The sequence below is a fragment of the Pseudomonas sp. 21 genome, from assembly GCF_000955805.1.
Taxonomy (GTDB): domain Bacteria; phylum Pseudomonadota; class Gammaproteobacteria; order Pseudomonadales; family Pseudomonadaceae; genus Pseudomonas.
In genome coordinates this window covers 399,113-419,894 of record NZ_JYOA01000003.1, presented here as the reverse complement: position 1 = coordinate 419,894, position 20,782 = coordinate 399,113, and the positions used below count along the sequence as shown (strand labels likewise).

The 20,782-nt window shown below is 66.2% G+C and carries 16 protein-coding genes; 7 read left to right on the top strand and 9 right to left on the bottom strand.

Annotated elements, in window-relative coordinates:
* Positions 1-511 precede the first annotated feature (511 nt).
* Positions 512-886, top strand: coding sequence for a 5-carboxymethyl-2-hydroxymuconate Delta-isomerase (locus UB43_RS28800; RefSeq protein WP_052969516.1), 375 nt, complete (start codon positions 512-514; stop codon positions 884-886).
* 61 nt (positions 887-947) lie between these two features.
* Here the strand turns inward: UB43_RS28800 and UB43_RS07455 are convergent, their stop codons facing one another.
* From UB43_RS07455 to UB43_RS07445, 3 genes are all read right to left on the bottom strand, one after another.
* Positions 948-2,327, bottom strand: coding sequence for an amino acid permease (locus UB43_RS07455; RefSeq protein ID WP_045209793.1), 1,380 nt, complete (start codon positions 2,325-2,327; stop codon positions 948-950).
* A gap of 325 nt (positions 2,328-2,652) precedes the next feature.
* The gene (locus UB43_RS07450; RefSeq protein ID WP_045209792.1) at positions 2,653-3,330 is read right to left on the bottom strand and encodes a bifunctional 2-polyprenyl-6-hydroxyphenol methylase/3-demethylubiquinol 3-O-methyltransferase UbiG; all 678 of its coding nucleotides are present in this window, start codon (positions 3,328-3,330) and stop codon (positions 2,653-2,655) included.
* A 132-nt stretch (positions 3,331-3,462) separates the two neighbouring features.
* The gene (locus UB43_RS07445) at positions 3,463-3,732 is read right to left on the bottom strand and encodes a hypothetical protein (RefSeq protein WP_177329779.1); all 270 of its coding nucleotides are present in this window, start codon (positions 3,730-3,732) and stop codon (positions 3,463-3,465) included.
* Between the two features lie 230 nt (positions 3,733-3,962).
* Between UB43_RS07445 and UB43_RS07440 the strand changes: the two genes are divergently transcribed.
* Positions 3,963-7,079: a transglycosylase domain-containing protein gene (locus UB43_RS07440; protein WP_082085799.1), complete on the top strand. Its 3,117-nt coding sequence runs from the start codon at positions 3,963-3,965 to the stop codon at positions 7,077-7,079.
* Positions 7,080-7,182: 103 nt separating this feature from the next.
* Here UB43_RS07440 and UB43_RS07435 read toward each other — a convergent pair whose 3' ends face one another.
* Genes UB43_RS07435 through UB43_RS07425 form a run of 3 tightly spaced genes read right to left on the bottom strand, consistent with a single transcriptional unit; the run spans position 7,183 to position 8,391 of the window.
* Positions 7,183-7,404, bottom strand: a complete 222-nt coding sequence (locus UB43_RS07435; RefSeq protein WP_045209791.1) for a VF530 family DNA-binding protein — start codon at positions 7,402-7,404, stop codon at positions 7,183-7,185.
* 40 nt (positions 7,405-7,444) lie between these two features.
* Positions 7,445-7,753, bottom strand: a complete 309-nt coding sequence (locus tag UB43_RS07430; RefSeq protein WP_024765558.1) for a multidrug efflux SMR transporter — start codon at positions 7,751-7,753, stop codon at positions 7,445-7,447.
* Positions 7,753-8,391, bottom strand: a complete 639-nt coding sequence (locus UB43_RS07425) for an FMN-dependent NADH-azoreductase (protein WP_045209790.1) — start codon at positions 8,389-8,391, stop codon at positions 7,753-7,755. The genes UB43_RS07430 and UB43_RS07425 overlap by 1 nt, the downstream gene beginning before the upstream one ends.
* 151 nt (positions 8,392-8,542) lie before the next feature.
* Between UB43_RS07425 and UB43_RS07420 the strand changes: the two genes are divergently transcribed.
* The gene (locus UB43_RS07420) at positions 8,543-9,457 is read left to right on the top strand and encodes a LysR substrate-binding domain-containing protein (protein WP_045209789.1); all 915 of its coding nucleotides are present in this window, start codon (positions 8,543-8,545) and stop codon (positions 9,455-9,457) included.
* 159 nt (positions 9,458-9,616) lie between these two features.
* Positions 9,617-10,813: a sugar transporter gene (locus UB43_RS07415; protein ID WP_045209788.1), complete on the top strand. Its 1,197-nt coding sequence runs from the start codon at positions 9,617-9,619 to the stop codon at positions 10,811-10,813.
* Positions 10,814-11,084: 271 nt separating this feature from the next.
* Here the strand turns inward: UB43_RS07415 and putP are convergent, their stop codons facing one another.
* Positions 11,085-12,602: a sodium/proline symporter PutP gene (putP, locus tag UB43_RS07410; protein ID WP_045209787.1), complete on the bottom strand. Its 1,518-nt coding sequence runs from the start codon at positions 12,600-12,602 to the stop codon at positions 11,085-11,087.
* Positions 12,603-13,393: 791 nt separating this feature from the next.
* Positions 13,394-14,143 (bottom strand): AraC family transcriptional regulator, encoded by a 750-nt coding sequence (locus UB43_RS07405; protein ID WP_045209786.1) that lies wholly within the window; start codon positions 14,141-14,143, stop codon positions 13,394-13,396.
* Between the two features lie 249 nt (positions 14,144-14,392).
* Between UB43_RS07405 and UB43_RS07400 the strand changes: the two genes are divergently transcribed.
* Positions 14,393-16,441: a TonB-dependent receptor gene (locus UB43_RS07400; protein WP_045209785.1), complete on the top strand. Its 2,049-nt coding sequence runs from the start codon at positions 14,393-14,395 to the stop codon at positions 16,439-16,441.
* Between the two features lie 3 nt (positions 16,442-16,444).
* On the opposite strand, the gene UB43_RS07395 is transcribed toward UB43_RS07400, so the two are convergent.
* Positions 16,445-17,308, bottom strand: a complete 864-nt coding sequence (locus UB43_RS07395) for an ATP-binding protein (RefSeq protein ID WP_045209784.1) — start codon at positions 17,306-17,308, stop codon at positions 16,445-16,447.
* 84 nt (positions 17,309-17,392) lie between these two features.
* Between UB43_RS07395 and UB43_RS07390 the strand changes: the two genes are divergently transcribed.
* The gene (locus UB43_RS07390) at positions 17,393-18,187 is read left to right on the top strand and encodes a helix-turn-helix domain-containing protein (protein WP_045209783.1); all 795 of its coding nucleotides are present in this window, start codon (positions 17,393-17,395) and stop codon (positions 18,185-18,187) included.
* Between the two features lie 130 nt (positions 18,188-18,317).
* The gene (gene lon, locus UB43_RS07385; protein ID WP_045209782.1) at positions 18,318-20,717 is read left to right on the top strand and encodes an endopeptidase La; all 2,400 of its coding nucleotides are present in this window, start codon (positions 18,318-18,320) and stop codon (positions 20,715-20,717) included.
* Positions 20,718-20,782: the final 65 nt, after the last annotated feature.

Here is a 20,782-nt window from a genome sequence, read left to right as displayed (position 1 = left end):
TCGCGGGCATGGCCCGCTCCGACAGGGAAGCCTCAGTGCCAATCGGTTCGCGAGCAAGCTCGCTCCTACAGGAAAGCCACGCGCCCCGTTTTGGCTCTGGCTCTAAAGGATTTCCAGAGTGACAGCCGCACGCTCCGGAATGCCCCTTTCAGGAGGCCTCGTTGAAGCACAGTTTCAGGGGTTGAGCGGCATGGATGCCGCGAGAGCCACAATGGGCCAGGGATGGCCCTTCGTGGGGGGACGCCTAGTTCGGGCCCCTGAAACTGCGCTTCAACGAGGGAATTTTTCGCCCAAGCGAAAAACCGGATGGCAGGGGCAAGACCTTTTGGTTCCTTTTGGGAGGGCGGCTATCCGACGTTTGCCAAAAGGAACTCGCCGAGAGGCGAAACACGAACCATCCGAACACACCGAAGCGGCGCAGAAACACCCAACTCCAACTAAGTAATCACCCGTATGTCCCGAGGAAACAGGTCGCTCTACGATGGCTCCACCTGCGCCCCGGACAAAACTCATGCCCCACATCGCCATCGACTACACCGCCAACCTCACCGACGACCTGCTGCCTCTGGAACTGCCTAAAAAACTCCATGAAGCGGCACAAGGCCTGGGCGTGTTCCCCAGCAACGGCCTGCGCACCTTCGCCCGCGCCATCGACCAGTTCCACGTCGGCGCCAACACCCAGGACGAAGCCTTCATCAACATCCAGATCCGCATCGCCCCCGGCCGCCCCGAGGAATTACGCCAGCGCATCGTCGACACCCTGTTCGCCACCGCACAGCAGACCCTCGCCGAACTCATCGAACAACGCCCCATCGGCCTGCAACTGGAAATCACCGAACTCGATCGCAGCCTGACCCGCATGGCCGGCAGCCTGCCCGCGGCGTAATCACCAGGCAAAAGAAAAGGGCCTCCGAAGAGGCCCTTTTTTTCAATCGTTCAACCGCACATCAGACACGGCTGGCGACACTGCCCTGCTCCTTGGGAGCAAGGTTGAGCGCAAAGTACAGCACCGTCAGCAACACCAGGAACGCCGGGCCGATGTACAGAGCGATGCGGGTGTCCTCGAAGAACGCCATCAGCACCACCACCAGCACCAGGAAGGCCATGGCGAGGTAGGAGCTGAGCGGATAAAGCCACATCTTGAACTGCAGCTTGCCGGCTTCGGCGGCGGAGAGGCCGCGGCGGAACTTCAGCTGCGCCAGCAGGATCATCGCCCAGGTCCAGATCGCACCGAAGGTGGCGATGGAGGTCACCCAGGTGAACACCTTCTCGGGCACCAGGTAGTTCAGCAGCACGCCCAGCAGCAGCGCGAAGATCGACAGCAGCAGCGCATTGCGCGGCACGCCGCCCCTGGAGGTCTTGGCGAACACGGCCGGGGCCTGGCCATGCTGGGCGAGGCTGTAGAGCATGCGGCCGGTGCTGAAGATGCCGCCGTTGCAGGACGACAGCGCGGCGGTGATCACCACGAAGTTGATGATGCCGGCGGCGGTCTTGATGCCCATGCGCTCGAAGGTCATCACGAAGGGGCTGCCCTGGGTGCCGATCTCGTTCCACGGGTAGATCGACATGATCACGAACAGGGCGCCGACGTAGAACAGCAGGATGCGCCAGAACACCGAGTTGATCGCGCCCGGAATGGTCTTCTGCGGGTTCTTCGCTTCACCGGCGGTAAGGCCGATCATCTCCACGCCCAGGTAGGCGAACATCACCATCTGCAGCGACATCAGCACGCCGGTGATGCCGTGGGGCATGAAGCCGCCGTTGCTCCAGAGGTTGGAGATACCGGTGGCGATGCCGCCGTTGCCCAGGCCGAAGAAGATCATGCCGGCGCCGGCCAGGATCATGGCGACGATGGTGACGATCTTGATCAGGGCGAACCAGAACTCGAACTCACCGAACGCGCGCACGGCGATGAGGTTGATGGTGCCCATGCTCGCCAGCGCGGCCAGCGCCCAGATCCAGCGCGGCACGTCGGGGAACCAGATGCCCATGTAGATGGCCACCGCGGTGATCTCCGCGACGCAGGTCACCAGCCAGAGGAACCAGTAGTTCCAGCCGGTCAGGTAGCCGGCCAGCGGGCCGAGGTAGTCCTGGGCATAGCGGGCGAAGGAGCCGGCCACGGGATTGTGCACGGCCATCTCGCCGAGGGCGCGCATGATCACCAGGATGGCGAGACCGCCGATGATGTAGGAGAGCATGATGGCCGGGCCGGCCATCTGGATGGCCTTGGCGGAGCCGAGGAACAGGCCGACGCCGATGCAGGCGCCCAGGGCCATGAGACGGATGTGCCGCTCGTTGAGATCCCTTTGGAGATCGTGGGACGACATGGTGATGCAACCTCATTTTGTTCTTGGGAGTAATCAGCTGCGGACTCTGAGTGCAGTCAGGGTGCGGAACCACCGGAAAGGCTTCGCCACCGCGCCGGGCGGCACGGAGGGAGAAGTGTCTGGCAGTTCCAGGACGGCACACCGGAAGAGGCTGCCCGCTCTTGTGAAGCGGACGTGGGCATTGCGGGAGGACCACGGCTGAGGTCGCGGGCGAGTGTTACACAAGTGTGTGGGAAACGTCTGCACCACCAAGGTGCAATGTGACCAAAGGAATAGCGGCGTATCGCCACATCCGCGTTCCTGGCCAGGGCCGGTCTAGAGCGGTTCAGCTCCCCAGCGGCTGCAATTCCAGCAGCAGCGAGCAAGGCTGGCCGGTGTCCGGATGACGCGGCTCGCGCAGTTGCCGCAAACGCCAGCCGCTGGCGTTCAGCAGTGCCAGCCAGGACTCCAGGGTGCGGAAGAACCAGGGCATCGGCGAGCTGAACTCCCCCCCGAAGGCGGCGAAGGTTTCCAGCCGCCAGCCGTCCGCATAGGGCTCGTCAGCGCAGGCAGCCCAGGGGTGAACGGTCTGGATCAGCAGCCGCCCGCCGGGGCTGAGCCGCTCGCGCAATGCGCCCAGCAAGGGCGCGATGTACTCGTCGAGCAGCGCGAAGTTGCACACCAGCACGTCGAACTGGCCCAGGCTGCTGCCGGACTCGATCAACGCCGCGTAATCCATCACCTCGAAGCGCCCGCCACCTGCAGCCTGCGCCGAATCGATCAGGGGTGCCGAGGCATCCACACCGACGCATTCGCTGCCCCGCTCCGCCAGTGCGCGACACAACCAGCCTTCGCCGCAGCCGATATCGAGCACGCGCCGCGCCGGGCCATCGGCGATGGCGCCGAGGATCACCGCGTCAGTCACCAGCCGCCGGCTCTCGATGCGCTGCTCGCGCACTGCACGCGTCCAGGCATCGGCGTTGGCCTGCCAGCTCTGGCGGATTCGGGCGTCGTGGTCGGTCATGACGAACTCCGTGCGTGGGGTGAAGCCATCGCGGATGAATCCGCTCCTACGAAACGCCAACCGCTTGCCGCCCTGTAGGAGCGGGCCATGCCCGCGATCGCGCGCGGGGCGCGCTCCTACAGGGATAGCGAACTATTGCCCCTTCAGCACCTTGGGAACCGCCAACCCCTTGGGCGGCGGCGTCTGCGGCAACGCCTTGCGGCACCCGGCATCACTGAACGGTCCGCCGACCTTCTGCCAGCCACTGCCCGGCGACGTCTGCTGGCAGGTATAGGCGCCATCGAGCTTGCTCTGCCAGCGATAGAACGGCATCGGCGCGGCCTGGGCGCTCAAGGACGCCAGCAGCAGAACGGCCAGAGACAGAACACGGGGCAGGCTACAAGGCAGAAAAGGCGAACGCATCGGTAAGGGTTCCTGTCGAAGTCAGTACATTCCACCTGCTGGCCGTCGGCAAATCAATCCGCACGGCCATGAACGGCGCCAGCCGGTGCGCAGTTTTTTTGCCGCCGACTACGCTGGAGGTTAGGAAAGCCGCGGGGGTTGCGGCTTTCGCGGCACCAGGAAGGTGCCGGCCATCACGTGGGCGGAGTCCGCTACCTGGGCTGTCGTGCAAGCATGGGCGGGGCGTGAAGATGGGCAACTCGAAGCATTCCGGTACGCAAGTGGCAGGTCAACCGGGAAGTCTGGGGCCCGGCCTTTCCCCACAGAAAGTGCATCACCACCGCTTCCTCATCCTCTTCCTTTTTCTCCTGCCATTGCTGGCTGCCATGGGCGCGGCGCTGCTCTATGAAGCACGCACCTCCAAGCTGCAGGCACGCGAACTGGCACGCTACGCCACCGGGCTGACCTGGAGCCTGGAACAGGGCGGCACCGGCGACGTGGTCTATCCCCAGGGCGGCCCCTTCGACCGGCGCCTGGGTTACCAGCAACTGCCGAGCTTCCTCGGCCGCCTGCACGAGCGCAATTTCGTCACCCTGAGCCAGGCGCGCTTCTCCGATCCGCTGATGCAGTACACCGGCCACGGGATGTTCCCGCCCTACCCGGAGAAGGCCCAGGCCGGCGTCGACATCGCCGACTGCCGTGGTCTGCCGATCTACAACTTCCGCTACCCGCAGCGGCTCTACGCCAACTTCGAAAGTATCTCGCCGGCCATCGTCAACAGCCTGCTGTACATCGAGAACCGCGACCTGCTCGACCCCGACCGCCCCTACCTGAACCCGGCCATCGACTGGAGCCGCTTCACCCAGGCCTCCGTGGCGCAGGTGGGCAAGCTGGTCGGGCTGGGCAACCACGCCCCCGGCGGCAGCACCCTGGCCACGCAGATCGAGAAGTACCGCCACTCCGAGGATGGCCGCACCAACTCCATCACCGACAAGCTGCGGCAGATGGCTTCGGCCAGCGTGCGCACCTACCAGAACGGTGCGGAAAACATGGCCGCACGGCGCAACGTCGCCCTCACTTATCTCAATTCGGTGCCGCTCTCGGCGCAGCCCGGCTACGGCGAAGTCAGCGGCCTGCCGGACGGCCTGTGGATCTGGTACGGCGCCGACTACCAGCAGGTCAACAAGCTGCTCAACACCCCGCCCGGCTCCGGCGCCGAACTGGCCGCCCAGGGCAAGGCGCTGCGCCAGGTGGTGTCGCTGATGATTGCCCACCGTCGGCCGTCCTGGTACCTGGCGCGCGGCCGTGACCAGCTCGCCGTGCTGACTGACAGCTACCTGCGCCTGCTGGCGCAGAACAACGTGGTCGCCCCCGAGCTGCGAGACGCCGCGCTCAAGCAGAAACTGGTATTCCGCGATCCGCGCAGCGAGCCGAGCTTCACCCCGCTGGAGAACAACAAGGGCATCGGCCTCGCCCGCACCCGCCTGGCCGGCATGCTCGACGTGCCGCTGTACGACCTCGACCGCTTCGACATGAGCTTCACCACCACGCTGCAGCATGAGCTGCAGGAGCAGGTCACCGGTTACCTGCGGCGTCTGTCCGACCCGGAATTCGCCGAGCAGATCGGCCTGTTCGGCGAGCACCTGCTGTCCAAGGACAAGACCAGGGACGTGCGCTACAGCTTCACCCTGTTCGAGCGCACCCCCAGCGGCAACCGCGTGCGCGTGCAGACCGACAGCACCGAGCAGCCCTTCGACATCAACGAGGGCAGCAAGCTGGAGCTGGGCTCCACCGCCAAGCTGCGGGTGCTCGCCACCTACCTGGAAACCATCGCAGACCTGCACCAGCTGTACGCGCCGATGAGCGTCGCGGAGCTGAAGAAGGTGCCGGTGGAGCCGCTGGACTTCCTTACCCGCTGGTCCATCGACTACCTGATCACCGCCAAGGACCGCGACCTGCCGGACATGCTCGCCGCCGCCCTGCAGCGCAAGTACTCCGCCAGCCCCTACGAGAGCTTCTTCACCGGCGGAGGCATCCACACCTTCAGCAACTTCCGCAAGGAAGACAACGGCCGCATCCCGACCCTGCAGGACGCCCTGCGCGAGTCGATCAACCTGCCCTTCGTGCGCCTGCTGCGCGACCTGGTGCGCCACGACATCTACGCCAACGAGGGCAGCAAAGTCGCCGTGCTGGCCGACGACAAGGACCCGCGCCGGCAGGACTACCTCGACCGCTTCGTCGACAAGGAAAGCCAGGTCTACCTGCTGCGCTTCTGGCAGAAGTACAAGGGCAAGGACAACGACGACCGCCTGAATACCTTCCTCGATGGCCTGCGCGCCTGGCCGGTGCGGCTGGCGGCGATCCACCGTTACCTGCAGCCGCAGGCGGATGTTCCGACCTTTGCCGCCTTCCTGCAGGATCGCCTGAAGCAGGGCAAGTACGCCGGCGACAAGCTCACCGACAAGCGCATCGAAGACCTCTACACGCGCTACGGGCCGGGGGCCTTCAACCTCAACGACCAGGGCTACGTCGCCCGCGTGCACCCGCTGGAACTCTGGCTGCTGGGCTACCTGCAACGCCAGCCGGCAGCGACCTTCGCCGACGCCGTCGCCGCCAGCAGCGCCGAGCGCAAGGAAGTCTACGGCTGGCTGTTCAAGTCGCGGCACAAGTACGCCCGCGACAAGCGCATCCGCATCATGCTGGAGGTGGAAGCCTTCCTCGACCTGCATGAACAGTGGAAGCGCCTGGGCTATCCGTTCGACCACCTGGTGCCGTCGCTGGCCACCGCGCTGGGCAGTTCGGGCGACCGCCCGGCGGCGCTGGCGGAGCTGATGGGGATCATCCTCAACGATGGCGTGCGCCTGCCAACTCTGCGCATCGACAGCCTGCACTTCGCCGCGGCCACGCCCTATGAAGTCACCCTTGGCCCGGAATCGGGCAATGGCCGCCAGGTGATGCGCTCGGAGGTCGCCCAGGCACTGCGCACCGCGCTATCGCAGGTAGTGGATGCAGGCACCGCGCGGCGCCTGTCCGGCACCTTCAAGCTGGCCGATGGCAATGCGCTGGTGATGGGCGGCAAGACCGGCACCGGCGACAACCGCATCGAGAGCGTCACCCGCAGCGGCTGGGTGAGGAGTTCAAAGGCGATGAACCGCACGGCGACCTTCGTCTTCTACATCGGCCCGCGCCACTTCGGCACGCTCACCGCCTACGTGGCCGGCAGCGAGTCGGATGGTTTCAAGTTCACCTCGGCGCTGCCAGTACAGGTGCTCAAGGGCATGGCGCCGCTGCTGACCGGCTACCTGGAGCCGGGGATCAGCACCGGATGCCAGGAGCGGCTGGATAACCTGCGGGTGAGTTGGCGCTGAGCGCCAAGGGCTGCAGGGGCGTAGGAGCGGACTCCGTCCGCGATGGTTTCCGGCGCGATGCGGGCCTATCGCGGACGGAGTCCGCTCCTACGACAACCCAACCTCACTTGCCCTGCACGCTCTTCACGTACAGCGCCTCGACCTGCTCCCGCGCCCACGGCGTACGGCGCAGGAAGGTCAGGCTGGACTTGATGCTCGGGTCATTCTTGAAGCAGCGCACGTCGATGCGCTTGGCCAGCCCGTCCCAGCCGTACTGCGCCACCAGCTGGTTGAGGATGGCTTCCAGGGTGACGCCGTGAAGCGGGTTCTTCGGTTTGTCGGTCATGGTCGGTGTCGTCGTGCGGAGAATGCGCGGCACCTTAGCATCAGGCCCGCAGCCCGGCCACGCCGGCGATGATCAGGGCGACCGACGCCAGCTTGGTCAGGGTCAGCGCCTCGCCCAGCAGCAGGAAGCCGAAGAACACCGTGCCCAGGGTGCCGATGGCGGTCCAGATCGGGTAGGCGATGCTCACCGGCAACTGGCGCATCGCCAGGGTGAGGAAGAAGATCCCACCGATCACCGCCAATACCGTTACCACGGTGGGCAGCGGCCGGGTAAAGCCCTCGGCGTACTTCATCGACACCGCGAACATCACCTCGAACACCGCCGCCACCATCAGCATCGCCCAGGCCATCACGCACGCGCCCACTCGCTCTCGGCGAGGTCGGCCAGGGCTTGTTCAGCCTGTTGATAGGACGCGCGGAAGGCCTCGGGATTGCCCTCCTCGCCCTCGGCGGCGATCACCTGTACGTCCTCGATGCCGAGGAACCCCAGCGCCACGCGCAGCCAGGCGTCGGCATGGTTCATCCACTCCAGCTCACCGCCCGGCCCCATGCCGGCGCCACCGCGGCTGGTGATGATCAGCGCCTTGCGGCCCTTGAGCAGCGGCTCGTATTCGGCCTCGCCGTCCTTGATGTGCAGGTCGAAGGTGCGGCCGATACGGACGATCTGGTCGACCCAGGCCTTCAGGCCGCTGGGCACGCTGAAGTTGTACATGGGCGTGGAGATCACCAGCAGGTCGTGGGCAAGCAACTCGTCCACCAACTCATCGCTCAACGTCAGCTCCGCCTGAAGTTCGGCCGGACGATGCTCGCGCTGCGGATGGAAGGCAGCGGCGATGAAGCCTTCGCTGACGTGGGGCAGATTGGCTCGGCCCACTTCGCGGTGAGTAATGCCTGTGGACGGCAGCGCGGCAAGAAAACCCTCGGCCAGGCGACGGGAGTGGGAACGCTCGGCACGCGGACTGGCGTGAATGGCAAGAATACGGCTCATCTATAGCTCCTTCGGTTCGACTTGTTCCAGGTGATTCATCCGGTACACTGGATTGCCACTCTGCTTGCCATCCAAGGTATTTTCCGGCGGTCTCCCGGACAACTGAGGGAAATCGCACTCAGATGAGTTCAACTCATCCATGGAGCGTTCGATGTTCGCCAACCTGCCGCTTCCCGCCCTGCGCACCTTCGAATCCGCCGCGCGCCAGCTGAGCTTCAAGGCCGCCGCCGAGGAACTGGCGGTGACGCCCACGGCGGTATCCCACCAGGTCCGCGCGCTGGAGGAATGGCTGGGCCTGCCGCTGTTCGAGCGCCTGCCACGCCAGGTGCGCCTGACCGAGGCCGGCGAGCGGTTATTCCGCAGCCTGCACGGCGCGCTGCTGGAGGTCTCGCAGTCCGTGGACAGCCTGCGTCCGCAGCGCAATGCCAGCAGCCTGACGATCTCCACCACCCCCGCGTTCGCAGCGCTCTGGCTGGTGCCGCGCCTGGGGCGCTTCTATGCGCGCCATCCGCACATTCGCCTGCGCCTGGACAGCCAGTGCGAACTGCTCGACCTGCAGCAGGACGCCAGCGTCGACCTGGCGATCCGCTACGGTTTCGGCGAGTACCCGCGCATGCACAGCCAGTTCCTTCTGGCCGAACGCTTCGCCGTGTATGGCGCGCCGGCGCTGGTGGCGACCGCCGACGTGGACGTGCCGGAGATGATCAGCGTGCGCTGGTACAACTCCGAGCTCTACGAGCGCGGCTGGAAGGCCTGGTGCGCGGCAGCCGGTGAGGAATGCCTGCTGACCCAGGCGGTACAGCGCGAGTACGAGGAGGAGTTCTACGCCCTGCAGGCGGCCATCGCCGGCCAAGGGCTGGTGCTGGCCAGTTCGCTGCTGGTGTCGGAGAGCGTGGAGAAGGGCCTGCTGGTGCCCTACCGCCCGGACATCAACGTGCCCGGTGCCCGCTACACCGCGCTCTGCGTCCCCGGCCGCGAGCGCCATCCGCCAGTGCGCGCCTTCCTCGACTGGCTGGCCGAGGAAGCGGCGCAGGCGGCTGATCCGCTGATCGACAACGCCGCCTGAGCCTGCCGCTGCGCCCGCGCAGGCGCCCCTTTGCCGTGCGCGGACCGGGATGCGTGGTTAGAATTGCACCCCGCCGCAACAACAATTCTTCTTTGCCCGCGACACGCCCCTGCGTGATCCCAAGGCACGGCCTGAGCCCCACTTCACCTCAGGATTCCCATGACAACCGCGCAAGACACCCGCACCGGCAGCTGGCTGAACGTCATCGCCCTGGCCATCGCCGCCTTCATTTTCAACACCACCGAGTTCGTCCCGGTGGGCCTGCTCAGCGACATCGGCCGCAGCTTCGACATGCGCCCGGAACAGACCGGCCTGATGCTCACGCTCTACGCCTGGGTGGTGTCGCTGGCCTCGCTGCCGCTGATGCAGCTGACCCGCAACATGGAGCGACGCCGCCTGCTGGTGGTGATCTTCTGCCTGTTCATCGTCAGCCACGTGCTCTCCGGCTTTGCCTGGAACTTCACGGTGCTGATGATCAGCCGCTTCGGCATCGCCTTCGCCCACGCGGTGTTCTGGTCGATCACCGCCTCGCTCGCAGTGCGCGTGGCGCCCCCCGGCCAGCAGGCGAAAGCCCTCGGTCTGCTGGCCACCGGGACCATCCTGGCGATGGTGCTGGGCATCCCGCTGGGCCGCGTGCTGGGTGAAGCGATGGGCTGGCGCACCACCTTCCTGGCGATTGCCGGCGTCTCGGTGGTCGTGGTGCTCTGGCTGGCCCGCGCGCTGCCGCAGCTGCCGAGCCAGAACTCCGGTTCGCTGCGCAGCCTGCCACTGCTGCTGCGCCGCCCGGCGCTGGTGTCGATGTACGTGCTCACCGTGCTGGTGATCACCGCGCAATTCACCGCCTACAGCTACATCGAACCGTTCGCGCGGGAGATCGCCGCGCTGGACAGCCAGAAGACCACGCTGCTCCTGCTGCTGTTCGGCGGCGCCGGGATGTTCGGCTCGATCCTCTTCAGCCGCTACAGCGAGCGCTTCCCGCGCGCCTTCCCGTGCATGGCCATCGCCGTGCTCGGCGGCTCGCTCCTGCTGCTGATGCCGCTTTCCCATTCGCCCACGGCGCTGCTGGGCCTGAGCCTGTTCTGGGGCGCGGCGATCCTCTGCTTCGGCCTGGCGCTGCAGGCCAAGGTCCTGCAACTGGCCCACGACGCCACCGACGTGGCCATGGCGATGTTCTCCGGCCTGTACAACGTCGGCATCGGCGGCGGTGCGCTGCTGGGCAGCCGCGTGGCGGTGGGCATGGGGCTGGAGTGGATCGGCTACGTCGGCGGCGCGCTGGCAGTGGTCGGCCTGGCACTGTGCCTGTTCGCCTGCTGGCGGTATGCGGCGGCGATGAGTGGCGGGCACGCTTCGCATTGATCGCCATACGCCGGACTCACCGACTAGCGTGGGAGCGGACTCCGTCCGCGATAGGTTCGCATCGCGCCGGGAGCATCGCGGACGGAGTCCGCTCCTACAGGTCAGCACGGAGCCATGACCTGTAGGAGCGAGCTTGCTCGCGAACCTGCCCGACACCCACGGCATCAAGGGGGGTCGCGAGCAAGCTCGCTCCTACAGAAAAGCCAAACCTGATGCCACAAAAAAGGCCGCGTCCCTTCCGGGAACGCGGCCTTTTTCATTCAGCTCAGGATCAGCGGCTGGTCACCGGAGTGCCTGCCGGCTGAGTGGCCTCGGCGTATTCCGCCTCGGCTTCCTCGAAGCGCTGGATCATCGCCTTCGACGGTGCCGAGCCGATCAGGCTGAACACCACGATGGAAATGCTGGAGAGGATGAAGCCCGGGATGATCTCGTACAGGCCGAGCCAGCCGAACTGCTTCCAGACGATCACGGTGACCGCACCGACGATGATGCCGGCCAGCGCGCCGTTGCGGGTCATGCCCTTCCACAGCACGGAGAACAGCACCAGCGGACCGAAGGCAGCGCCGAAGCCGGCCCAGGCGTAGGACACCAGGCCCAGGACGCGGTTTTCCGGGTTGGCGGCCAGGGCGATGGACACCAGCGCCACCAGCAGCACCATGGCGCGACCGACCCACACCAGCTCGAGCTGGCTGGCGTTCTTGCGCAGGAAGGCCTTGTAGAAGTCTTCAGTCAGCGCCGAGGAGCACACCAGCAGCTGGCAGCTCAGGGTGCTCATTACCGCGGCGAGGATGGCGGACAGCAGCACGCCGGCGATCCACGGATTGAACAGGATCTTCGCCAGTTCGATGAAGATGCGCTCGTGGTTCTCGCCGACTGCGCCAGCCTGCTCCGGGTGCGCCTGGAAGTAGGCGATGCCGAAGAAGCCCACGGCGACGGCGCCGCCCAGGCAGAGGATCATCCAGGTCATGGAGATGCGGCGGGCAGCCGGGATCGACTTCACCGAATCGGCGGCCATGAAGCGCGCCAGGATGTGCGGCTGGCCGAAGTAGCCCAGGCCCCAGGCCATCAGCGACAGCACGCCGACGAAGGACGCGCCCTTGAACATGTCGAAGTTGGCGGCGTCCTTCAGCTCGATCGCGGCGAAGGTCGGTTCCACGCCACCGGTGGCGAACAGCACGATCACCGGGGTAAGGATCAGCGCGAAGATCATCAGCGAGGCCTGCACAGTGTCGGTCCAGCTCACCGCCAGGAAGCCACCGACGAAGGTGTAGGCGATGGTCGCGGCGGCACCGGCCCACAGCGCGGTCTCGTAGGACATGCCGAAGGTGCTTTCGAACAGGCGGGCGCCGGCGACGATGCCGGAGGCGCAGTAGATGGTGAAGAACACCAGGATCACCAGCGCGGAGATCACCCGCAGGATGCGGCTGTTGTCCTCGAAGCGGGTGCTGAAGTAGTCCGGCAGGGTCAGCGCATTGCCGTTGTGCTCGGTGTGCACGCGCAGGCGACCGGCGACGAACAGCCAGTTCAGGTAGGCGCCGCAGATCAGGCCGATGGCGATCCAGCTTTCCGAGATGCCCGACAGGTAGATGGCGCCCGGCAGGCCCATCAGCAGCCAGCCGCTCATGTCCGAAGCACCGGCCGACAGCGCGGTGACGAAGCTGCCGAGGCTGCGGCCACCGAGGATGTAGTCGGAGAAATTGTTGGTCGAACGATAGGCGGCCAAGCCGATCAGAACCATGGCCGCGATGTAGATCACGAAGGTGATCAGTGTTGGCGTGTTGACGCTCATGGGGACTCCCCTACAGCTTGTTTTTATCCGGGTACGCGGGGTATCGCGGACCCTTGACTGGCAGCCGGCGTGGTTGACGCCGACCGGTTAGCGCTTGCTCACAGGCAAACCGGGTTGCGCGTGATGCCAAACAGGCACCGAACCGCTACGCATCCCGACGCAGGCACGCCCTCGTCCTTGCTGGCGTCATCCTGCAGCCGCCGTCTCACCACGGCGACTTCCGCCCCGCCTTCGCCGGTGGGCGAGGTGCGGGCCGTTTTCCGGGCGTTGCCCGGTCATCCTTCAGGCGCCGGAGTCGGCGTCCTGCTCCCGACGAGTTATCTCCAGCCGCACAATACGGGGCTGGCGACGAGGCTCGTCGGCAGTGACTGAAATTGAGCACACGCACGCATGAAGAAGCGGCAGGGAGTGGCCGGCGCGCGAGGGCGCGGATTGTACAGAAAGCATCGGGACGGAAGGCGCCGCTGGTCCGAGGGCGGACGGCGCAAGACCACGGGCGGGCGCTGCGGGCCGGGCCGTGGGGATGTGTATGCGGCCAGGTGCAGGCGCGCTACAGGCGAAGACAGAACCGGTGATGGGCATGCTGCCCCTCCCGCGTATCGAGCTGGCTGTTGTTCTTGGTCTGACCGGGTTGCACCTTGGAACACCAGCAACGCGGTGGGCGGACTCTATGGGTTGCACCCTGCGAAATTCTTGCTGAAAGCTCTGGAGTTCTTGCAAAAGACTCCGGCACCCGCAGGTCGACAATTGACCATTCGATCAGCAATCAGGGGTGGCGCAGGCTAGCGGACTCAAGAGCGACGCAGGCTGCCCGGGGTCAAACCCAGGTAACGACGCATCGCGGTGGTCAATGCGCTCTGGCTGGAGAAACCGCACTCCCCGGCTACGCCGACCAATGGCAGCTCGGTTTCCCGCAGCAGGCGCGCGGCGCGGTCGAGGCGCTGGCGCAGCAGGTACTGGTGCGGCGTCAGGCCGACGCGATCCTTGAACTGTGCGTGGAAATGACTGGGGCTCAGGCAGGCGACCTGCGCCAGCTCGGCCACGGTGATGCGCCGGGACAGGTGATCGGCGATGTAGCCGTCCAGCCGCTCCAGGTCCAGCGGCCCGTTGCGCGGCGCACGGTCTTCGCCGAACAGCCGCAGGTGCAAGGCTCGCAGCAACACACCGCCCAGGGCGCGGGCGAGCAGCGGGTCATCGCCGTAGCGGGCGATTTCCGCCCCGGCGTAGCTGAGCAGGTTCTGGAAGTCCGCATCCAGCGTCGGGTAGCGCGGCATTTCGAACAGCCTCGCCAGCAGTTCGCGGTCCTGCTCGCCGGCACCCGCCTCGGTCAGATCGACGATCAGCATCCGGTTGTCGCCCAGCCCGGCGAACTCGTGCCCCACCTCCCCTGGCACCAGGCATGCGCGCATGCGGCAGACCTCGCCGGCGGTACCGCCTATCTCGAACTCCGCACGGCCGCTCAGGGACATCACCAGCTGGTGATGGTCATGGGCGTGCTGGTCAGCCTGGTCGGGCAGTGTGGCGAGACGGGTATCGAACATGGCGCGATCTGATCAAATTTTGAGCATGGTACGAAAATTCCATCGACCTGCCCAGCCAGCAGGTGCAACCCGGCGCAACTCGCCATCGGGCTACGCACGAAATCATCTAAGCAGGAAAGTCTTGCTAACCGACAGATATGTTATGTTATAACAAATAACACTTCCCCATCTTCCCCTTCCCGCCGCCTGGCGCATCCCTGACCACGAGGGAGGGGTTCGCTTTGCCAGAAGAAAAACCAGGAGTTCGTCATGCCCCCATCCCTTCCCCGCCCGCGCTGGCGTTTCGCACCGCTGGGCCTCGCCCTCTGCGCCGGTGCGCCTTCGCTGGCCGATGCCGCCCCCACCGAGCTGGAGCCTCAGGTGATTACCGCCAATCCGCTGGGCGATGCTTCCCCCGCGGCGCCCAGCAGCGTGCTGCAGGGCGACGAACTGACCCTGCGCCAGAAAGGCAGCCTGGGCGAAACCCTCAATGGCACGCCGGGCGTGTCCTCCACCTGGTTCGGCCCCGGCGCCAGCCGCCCGGTGATCCGCGGCATGGACGGCGACCGCATCCGCCTGCTGCGCAATGGCGTGGGCGCGCTGGACGCCTCGTCGCTGTCCTACGACCACGCCGTGCCGGAAGACCCCAACGTGGTCGAACGCATCGAAGTCGTGCGCGGCCCGGCCGCGCTGCTCTACGGCGGCAACGCCATCGGCGGGGTGGTCAACAGCTTCGACAACCGCATCCCCAGCGAACCGGTGGACGGCATTCACGGCCAGGGCGAGCTGCGCTACGGCGGCTCGGACACCACCCGCAGCGCTGCCGGCGCGCTCGAAGCCGGCGACGGCACCTTCGCCCTGCACCTGGACGCCGGCTCCCGCGAGTTCAACGACCTGCGCATCCCCGGTTACGCCCATTCCGCGCGCCAGCGCCAGAGCGACGGCGACGACGCCAAGCACCGCGTGAACAACAGCGACGGCCGCCAGGACAGCGGCGCCATCGGTGGCAGCTACCACTGGGATCACGGCTATGCGGGGCTGTCCTACAGCGGCTACGACAGCAATTACGGCTCGCCCGCCGAAGACGACGTACGCCTGAAGATGCAGCAGGACCGCTATGCCTTCGCCTCGGAAATCCGCGACCTCGACGGCCCCTTCAGCTCGGTGAAGCTGGACGCGGCCTACACCGAGTACCAGCACAAGGAAATCGAGGACGGCGAGACTGGCACCACCTTCAAGAACGACGGCTACGAGGCGCGTATCGAGGCCCGGCATAAACCGATCGGGCCGGTGGAAGGCATCGTCGGCGCGCAGGTCGCCAACAGCCGCTTCTCCGCGCTGGGCGAAGAAGCCTTCGTGCCGCATACCGAGACCGACAGCGCGGCGCTGTTCTTCCTGGAGAACTGGCAGGCCACCGAGCGCCTGGCGCTGAACCTGGGCGGCCGCGCCGAGCACACGCGCATCGATCCCAATGCCAAGGACAACGAGCGCTTCGCCGAGAACGACGGCTCACGCAGCTTCACCGCTGGCAGCCTGTCCAGCGGCGCGGTGTACAAGCTGACGCCGATCTGGTCGCTGGCTGGCACCCTCGCCTACACCGAACGCGCGCCGACCTTCTACGAGCTCTACGCCAACGGCGCCCACGCGGCCACCGGCACCTACGAAGTGGGCGACGCCGACGCGAGCAAGGAAAAAGCCGTTTCCACCGACCTCGCCCTGCGCTTCGACAGCGGCCGGCACAAGGGCAGCGTCGGCGTGTTCTACAGCCGCTTCTCCAACTACATCGGCCTGCTGGCCAGCGGGCGCTACCGCGACGAGGAAGGTGCGGTGGTGAATGCCGGTGACGACGAAGCGCTGCCCGAGTACCTCTACAGCGGCGTGAAGGCCGACTTCTACGGCGTCGAGGCGCAGGACCGCATCCACCTGCTGGACAGCCCCTACGGCCGCTTCGACCTGGAACTGTCCGGCGACTACACCCGCGCGAAGAACAAGGACACCGGCGAAGCGCTGCCCCGCATCGCCCCGCTGCGCCTGAACAGCGCGCTGCTGTGGGAATTGCAGCAGTGGCAGGCGCGGGTGGACGTGGAATACGCCGCCGACCAGAACCGCGTGCCGGAGAACGAACTGCGCACCGACGGCTACACCACCCTCGGCGCCAGCCTCGGCTACCGCTTCGACCTGGGCGACAGCCGCTGGCTGGCCTTCGTCAAGGGCGAGAACCTGACCAACCAGACCGTGCGCTACGCCAGTTCGATCCTGCGCGACAGCGTGCCGGCCGGCGGGCGTGGCATCCAGGCGGGGGTAAAAGTGGCGTTCTAAAGGCTAAGGCCGACGCCCGGCGTAATCCCGGGCGAATTGCGCGGCGATCCGCCCGGACCGCGACCCGCGATGGGTCGCCCAGCGGATCGCCGCCTGTTCCCACTCATCCTGCGCAACGCCGCCCAGGCCGTGGTATTCCAGCCAGCGCGCGACCGCCTCCAGGTACTGCTCCTGGCTGAAGGCATAGAAAGATATCCACAGGCCGAAGCGCTCGGAGAGCGAGATCTTCTCCTCCACCGCTTCGCCCGGATGCAACTCGCCGCTCTCGCTGCGCTGGAAGGACAGGTTGTCCTCGGCGCGTTCGGCGAGCAGGTGGCGGCGGTTGGACGTGGCGTAGATCAGCACATTGCCGGATTGCCCGGCCACCGAGCCGTCGAGCACGGTCTTCAGGCCCTTGTAGCCGGTCTCGCCATCCTCGAAGGAGAGGTCGTCGCAGAACAGGATGAAGCGCTCCTGGCGATGGCGCAGCAGGTCGATGATCTGCGGCAGGTCGGCCAGGTGTTCCTTGTCCACCTCGATCAGGCGCAATCCCTCGGCGTGGAAGGCGTGCAGGCAGGCCTTCACCAGCGAACTCTTGCCGGTCCCGCGGGCGCCGGTCAGCAGCACGTTGTTGGCCGGGCGACCGGAGACGAACTGGCGGGTGTTCTGTTCGATCAGCGCCTTCTGCCGGTCGACGTTGCGCAGGTCGTCAAAGGCGATCAGCGCCGGCTCGATCACCGGCGTCAGGCGCGGCTGGCCCTGGCGGTATTCCCAGAGATGGGCGATAGCGCTCTCTTCCAGCGCCAGCTCGGCGCGCGCCGGCAGGGATTGTTCGAGCAGGCTGGCGATACGAGCCAGTTGCTCGGCGATCAGGGACATGTCGGTCATGGCGGGATCATCGAAGCAGATGGGGACTGTTCAGCAGCCTAACGATGGAGGAAAGTGGTCGTCTAACGACAAACAGGCATCCAGATGCGTAAAAAGGACATTCCGCCTCAACCAGTGGAAAACCACGGCTACGAACGGGCCGCCAGCCCGGTGGCCGCTGTCGCCCTGGATTTTCCCGATGGCCATCAGGTGCCTGCGCACAGCCATCACCGCGCGCAACTGCTCTACGCCGTGCGTGGCGTGCTGGTAGTGGGCAGCGCCAGCGGCCAGTGGGTGGTGCCGGACAACCGTGGCCTGTGGATACCCGCCGGCGTGGAGCACTGGACGCGCATGGTCGGCGACGTGCAGGTACGCACGCTCTACGTGGAGCCGGGCAGCGCCCCGCACCTGCCGCCGGACTGCTGCGTGCTGGCGGTCTCACCGTTGCTGCGAGAGCTGATCCTGGCGGCGCTGTCGATCAGTGGCGAAGTAACGCCGGATTCCCGCGATGGTCGCGTCCTCGGCCTGATGCTGGATGAACTGCGCGAAGACCCCATGCTGCCGCTGCACCTGCCCCTGCCGGCGCACCCGCGCCTGCGTGAGCTTTGCCGTACCATCCAGCGCCAGCCCGGAGAAAACGCCGGCCTGGCCGAGTGGGCGGCGAAACTGAACGTGGACAGCAAGACGGTGCAGCGCTGGTTCTCCCGCGAAACCGGGCTGACCTTCGGCCAATGGCGCCAGCAAGCCCGCCTGCTGGCCGCGCTGGAACGCCTGGCGCAGGGCGAAAGCGTGCTGAACGTGGCGCTGGAAGTCGGCTACAGCACGCCCAGCGCCTTCAGCGCGATGTTCAGCCGCCAGTTCGGCCGGCCGCCCAGCGATTTCCTGCGCCCGCGACGCTAATCCGCTCGTAAGCTCCGTTCGTAAACAATCGGCCGCAACATCCTCCAGACACATCCTGCAGCAGCATGGGATTGAAACCCCGAGCCGGTTTCCCCATCTAGACTGTCATGTTCAATCAGTCAGGTGCCTCATGAGCGACCACGACGAGATTCACGATATCCACAGCGCCGAAGAGGTCAGCAACACCGGGCTGGTGTTGCCGGGGCAGAACCTGCCGACCACGGTGTACGTCATCCCGATCCACAACCGCCCGTTCTTCCCGGCGCAGGTGCTGCCGGTGATCGTCAACGAGGAGCCGTGGGCCGAGACGCTGGAGCTGGTTGCCAAGACCGAGCACCACAGCCTGGCGCTGTTCTTCATGGAGAACCCGCCGGAAGATCCACGCCACTTCGACCCGGACAGCCTGCCCGAGCACGGCACCCTGGTGCGCGTGCACCACGCCAGCCGCGAGGGCGGCAAGCTGCAGTTCGTCGCCCAGGGCCTGTCGCGCGTGCGCATTCGCGGCTGGATCAAGCGCCATCGCCCGCCTTTCCTGGTGGAGGTGGAATATCCGCACACCCCCAGCGACCCCAGTGACGAGGTGAAGGCCTACGGCATGGCCCTGATCAACGCGATCAAGGAACTGCTGCCGCTCAACCCGCTGTACAGCGAGGAGCTGAAGAACTACCTCAACCGCTTCAACCCCAACGACCCGTCGCCGCTGACCGACTTCGCCGCCGCGCTCACCACCGCGCCGGGGTCTGAGCTGCAGGGCGTGCTGGACACCGTGCCGATGCTCAAGCGCATGGAGAAGGTGCTGCCGCTGCTGCGCAAGGAAGTGGAAGTCGCGCGCCTGCAGAAGGAGCTGTCCGCCGAGGTCAACCGCAAGATCGGCGAGCGCCAGCGCGAGTTCTTCCTGCAGGAACAGTTGAAGATCATCCAGCAGGAACTGGGCATCACCAAGGACGACAAGAGCGCCGACTCCGACGAATTCCGCGCACGCCTGGAAGGCAAGACCCTGCCCGACCAGGCGAAGAAGCGCATCGACGAAGAACTGAACAAGCTGTCGATCCTGGAGACCGGCTCGCCGGAGTACGCCGTCACGCGCAACTACCTCGACTGGGCGACCTCCGTCCCGTGGGGCCTGATGGGCGTCGACAAGCTCGACCTCAAGCACGCGCGCAAGGTCCTCGACCGGCACCACTCCGGGCTGGAGGACGTGAAGGACCGCATCCTCGAATTCCTCGCGGTGGGCACCTTCAAGGGCGAGATTGCGGGCTCCATCGTGCTGCTGGTGGGCCCGCCCGGCGTGGGCAAGACCAGCATCGGCAAATCCATCGCCGAGAGCCTGGGGCGGCCGTTCTACCGCTTCAGCGTCGGCGGCATGCGTGACGAGGCCGAGATCAAGGGCCACCGCCGCACCTACATCGGCGCCCTGCCCGGCAAGCTGGTGCAGGCGCTGAAGGACGTCGAGGTGATGAACCCGGTGATCATGCTCGACGAGATCGACAAGCTCGGCAGCAGCTACCAGGGCGACCCCGCCTCGGCGCTGCTGGAGACGCTCGATCCGGAGCAGAACGTGGAGTTCCTCGACCACTACCTGGACCTGCGCCTGGACCTGTCCAAGGTGCTGTTCGTCTGCACCGCCAACACCCTGGATTCCATCCCCGGCCCGCTGCTGGACCGCATGGAAGTCATCCGCCTGTCCGGCTACATCGCCGAGGAGAAGCTGGCCATCGCCAAGCGTCACCTGTGGCCCAAGCAGCTGGAAAAGGCCGGCGTGCCGAAGAGTCGCCTGTCGATCAACGACGCCGCCCTGCGCTCGGTGATCGAGGGCTACGCCCGCGAGGCCGGCGTGCGCCAGCTGGAGAAGGTACTCGGCAAGCTGGTGCGCAAGTCGGTGATGAAGCTGCTGGAAGACCCGGACTCGGTGGTGAAGATCGGCGCCAAGGACCTGGAAGAGTACCTGGGCACCCCGGTGTTCCGCACCGAACAGGTCCTCTCCGGTGTCGGCGTGATTACCGGCCTGGCCTGGACCAGCATGGGCGGCGCGACCCTGCCCATCGAGGCGACGCGCATCCATACGCTGAACCGCGGCTTCAAGCTCACCGGGCAACTGGGTGACGTGATGAAGGAATCAGCGGAAATCGCCTACAGCTACATCAGCTCGAACCTGAAGAAGTACGGCGGCGAGTCGAGCTTCTTCGACCAGGCCTTCGTCCACGTGCACGTGCCGGAAGGCGCCACGCCCAAGGACGGCCCCAGCGCCGGCGTCACCATGGCCAGCGCCCTGCTGTCCCTGGCGCGCAACCAGGCGCCGAAGAAGGGCGTGGCGATGACCGGCGAGCTGACCCTCACCGGCCAGGTCCTGCCGATTGGCGGCGTGCGCGAGAAAGTCATCGCGGCGCGTCGGCAGAAGCTCTTCGAGCTGATCCTGCCCGAGCCCAACCGCGGGGACTTCGAGGAACTGCCGGAGTACCTGAAGGAAGGGCTGACGGTGCATTTCGCCAGGCGCTATGGGGATGTGGCGAAGGTGTTGTTCCCGGCCTGATGTCCCAAATGAACCTGTAGGAGCGGGCCATNNNNGCGATCGCGCCCATGGGGCGCCCCTACAGG

Bases quoted from the DNA above. Each gene is read 5' to 3' on its own strand.
- UB43_RS28800 (WP_052969516.1), top strand. From the start codon at position 512: ATGCCCCACATCGCCATCGACTACACCGCCAACCTCACCGACGACCTG.
- UB43_RS07455 (WP_045209793.1), bottom strand. From the start codon at position 2,327: ATGTCGTCCCACGATCTCCAAAGGGATCTCAACGAGCGGCACATCCGT.
- UB43_RS07450 (WP_045209792.1), bottom strand. From the start codon at position 3,330: ATGACCGACCACGACGCCCGAATCCGCCAGAGCTGGCAGGCCAACGCC.
- UB43_RS07445 (WP_177329779.1), bottom strand. From the start codon at position 3,732: ATGCGTTCGCCTTTTCTGCCTTGTAGCCTGCCCCGTGTTCTGTCTCTG.
- UB43_RS07440 (WP_082085799.1), top strand. From the start codon at position 3,963: ATGGGCAACTCGAAGCATTCCGGTACGCAAGTGGCAGGTCAACCGGGA.
- UB43_RS07435 (WP_045209791.1), bottom strand. From the start codon at position 7,404: ATGACCGACAAACCGAAGAACCCGCTTCACGGCGTCACCCTGGAAGCC.
- UB43_RS07430 (WP_024765558.1), bottom strand. From the start codon at position 7,753: ATGGCCTGGGCGATGCTGATGGTGGCGGCGGTGTTCGAGGTGATGTTC.
- UB43_RS07425 (WP_045209790.1), bottom strand. From the start codon at position 8,391: ATGAGCCGTATTCTTGCCATTCACGCCAGTCCGCGTGCCGAGCGTTCC.
- UB43_RS07420 (WP_045209789.1), top strand. From the start codon at position 8,543: ATGTTCGCCAACCTGCCGCTTCCCGCCCTGCGCACCTTCGAATCCGCC.
- UB43_RS07415 (WP_045209788.1), top strand. From the start codon at position 9,617: ATGACAACCGCGCAAGACACCCGCACCGGCAGCTGGCTGAACGTCATC.
- putP (WP_045209787.1), bottom strand. From the start codon at position 12,602: ATGAGCGTCAACACGCCAACACTGATCACCTTCGTGATCTACATCGCG.
- UB43_RS07405 (WP_045209786.1), bottom strand. From the start codon at position 14,143: ATGTTCGATACCCGTCTCGCCACACTGCCCGACCAGGCTGACCAGCAC.
- UB43_RS07400 (WP_045209785.1), top strand. From the start codon at position 14,393: ATGCCCCCATCCCTTCCCCGCCCGCGCTGGCGTTTCGCACCGCTGGGC.
- UB43_RS07395 (WP_045209784.1), bottom strand. From the start codon at position 17,308: ATGACCGACATGTCCCTGATCGCCGAGCAACTGGCTCGTATCGCCAGC.
- UB43_RS07390 (WP_045209783.1), top strand. From the start codon at position 17,393: ATGCGTAAAAAGGACATTCCGCCTCAACCAGTGGAAAACCACGGCTAC.
- lon (WP_045209782.1), top strand. From the start codon at position 18,318: ATGAGCGACCACGACGAGATTCACGATATCCACAGCGCCGAAGAGGTC.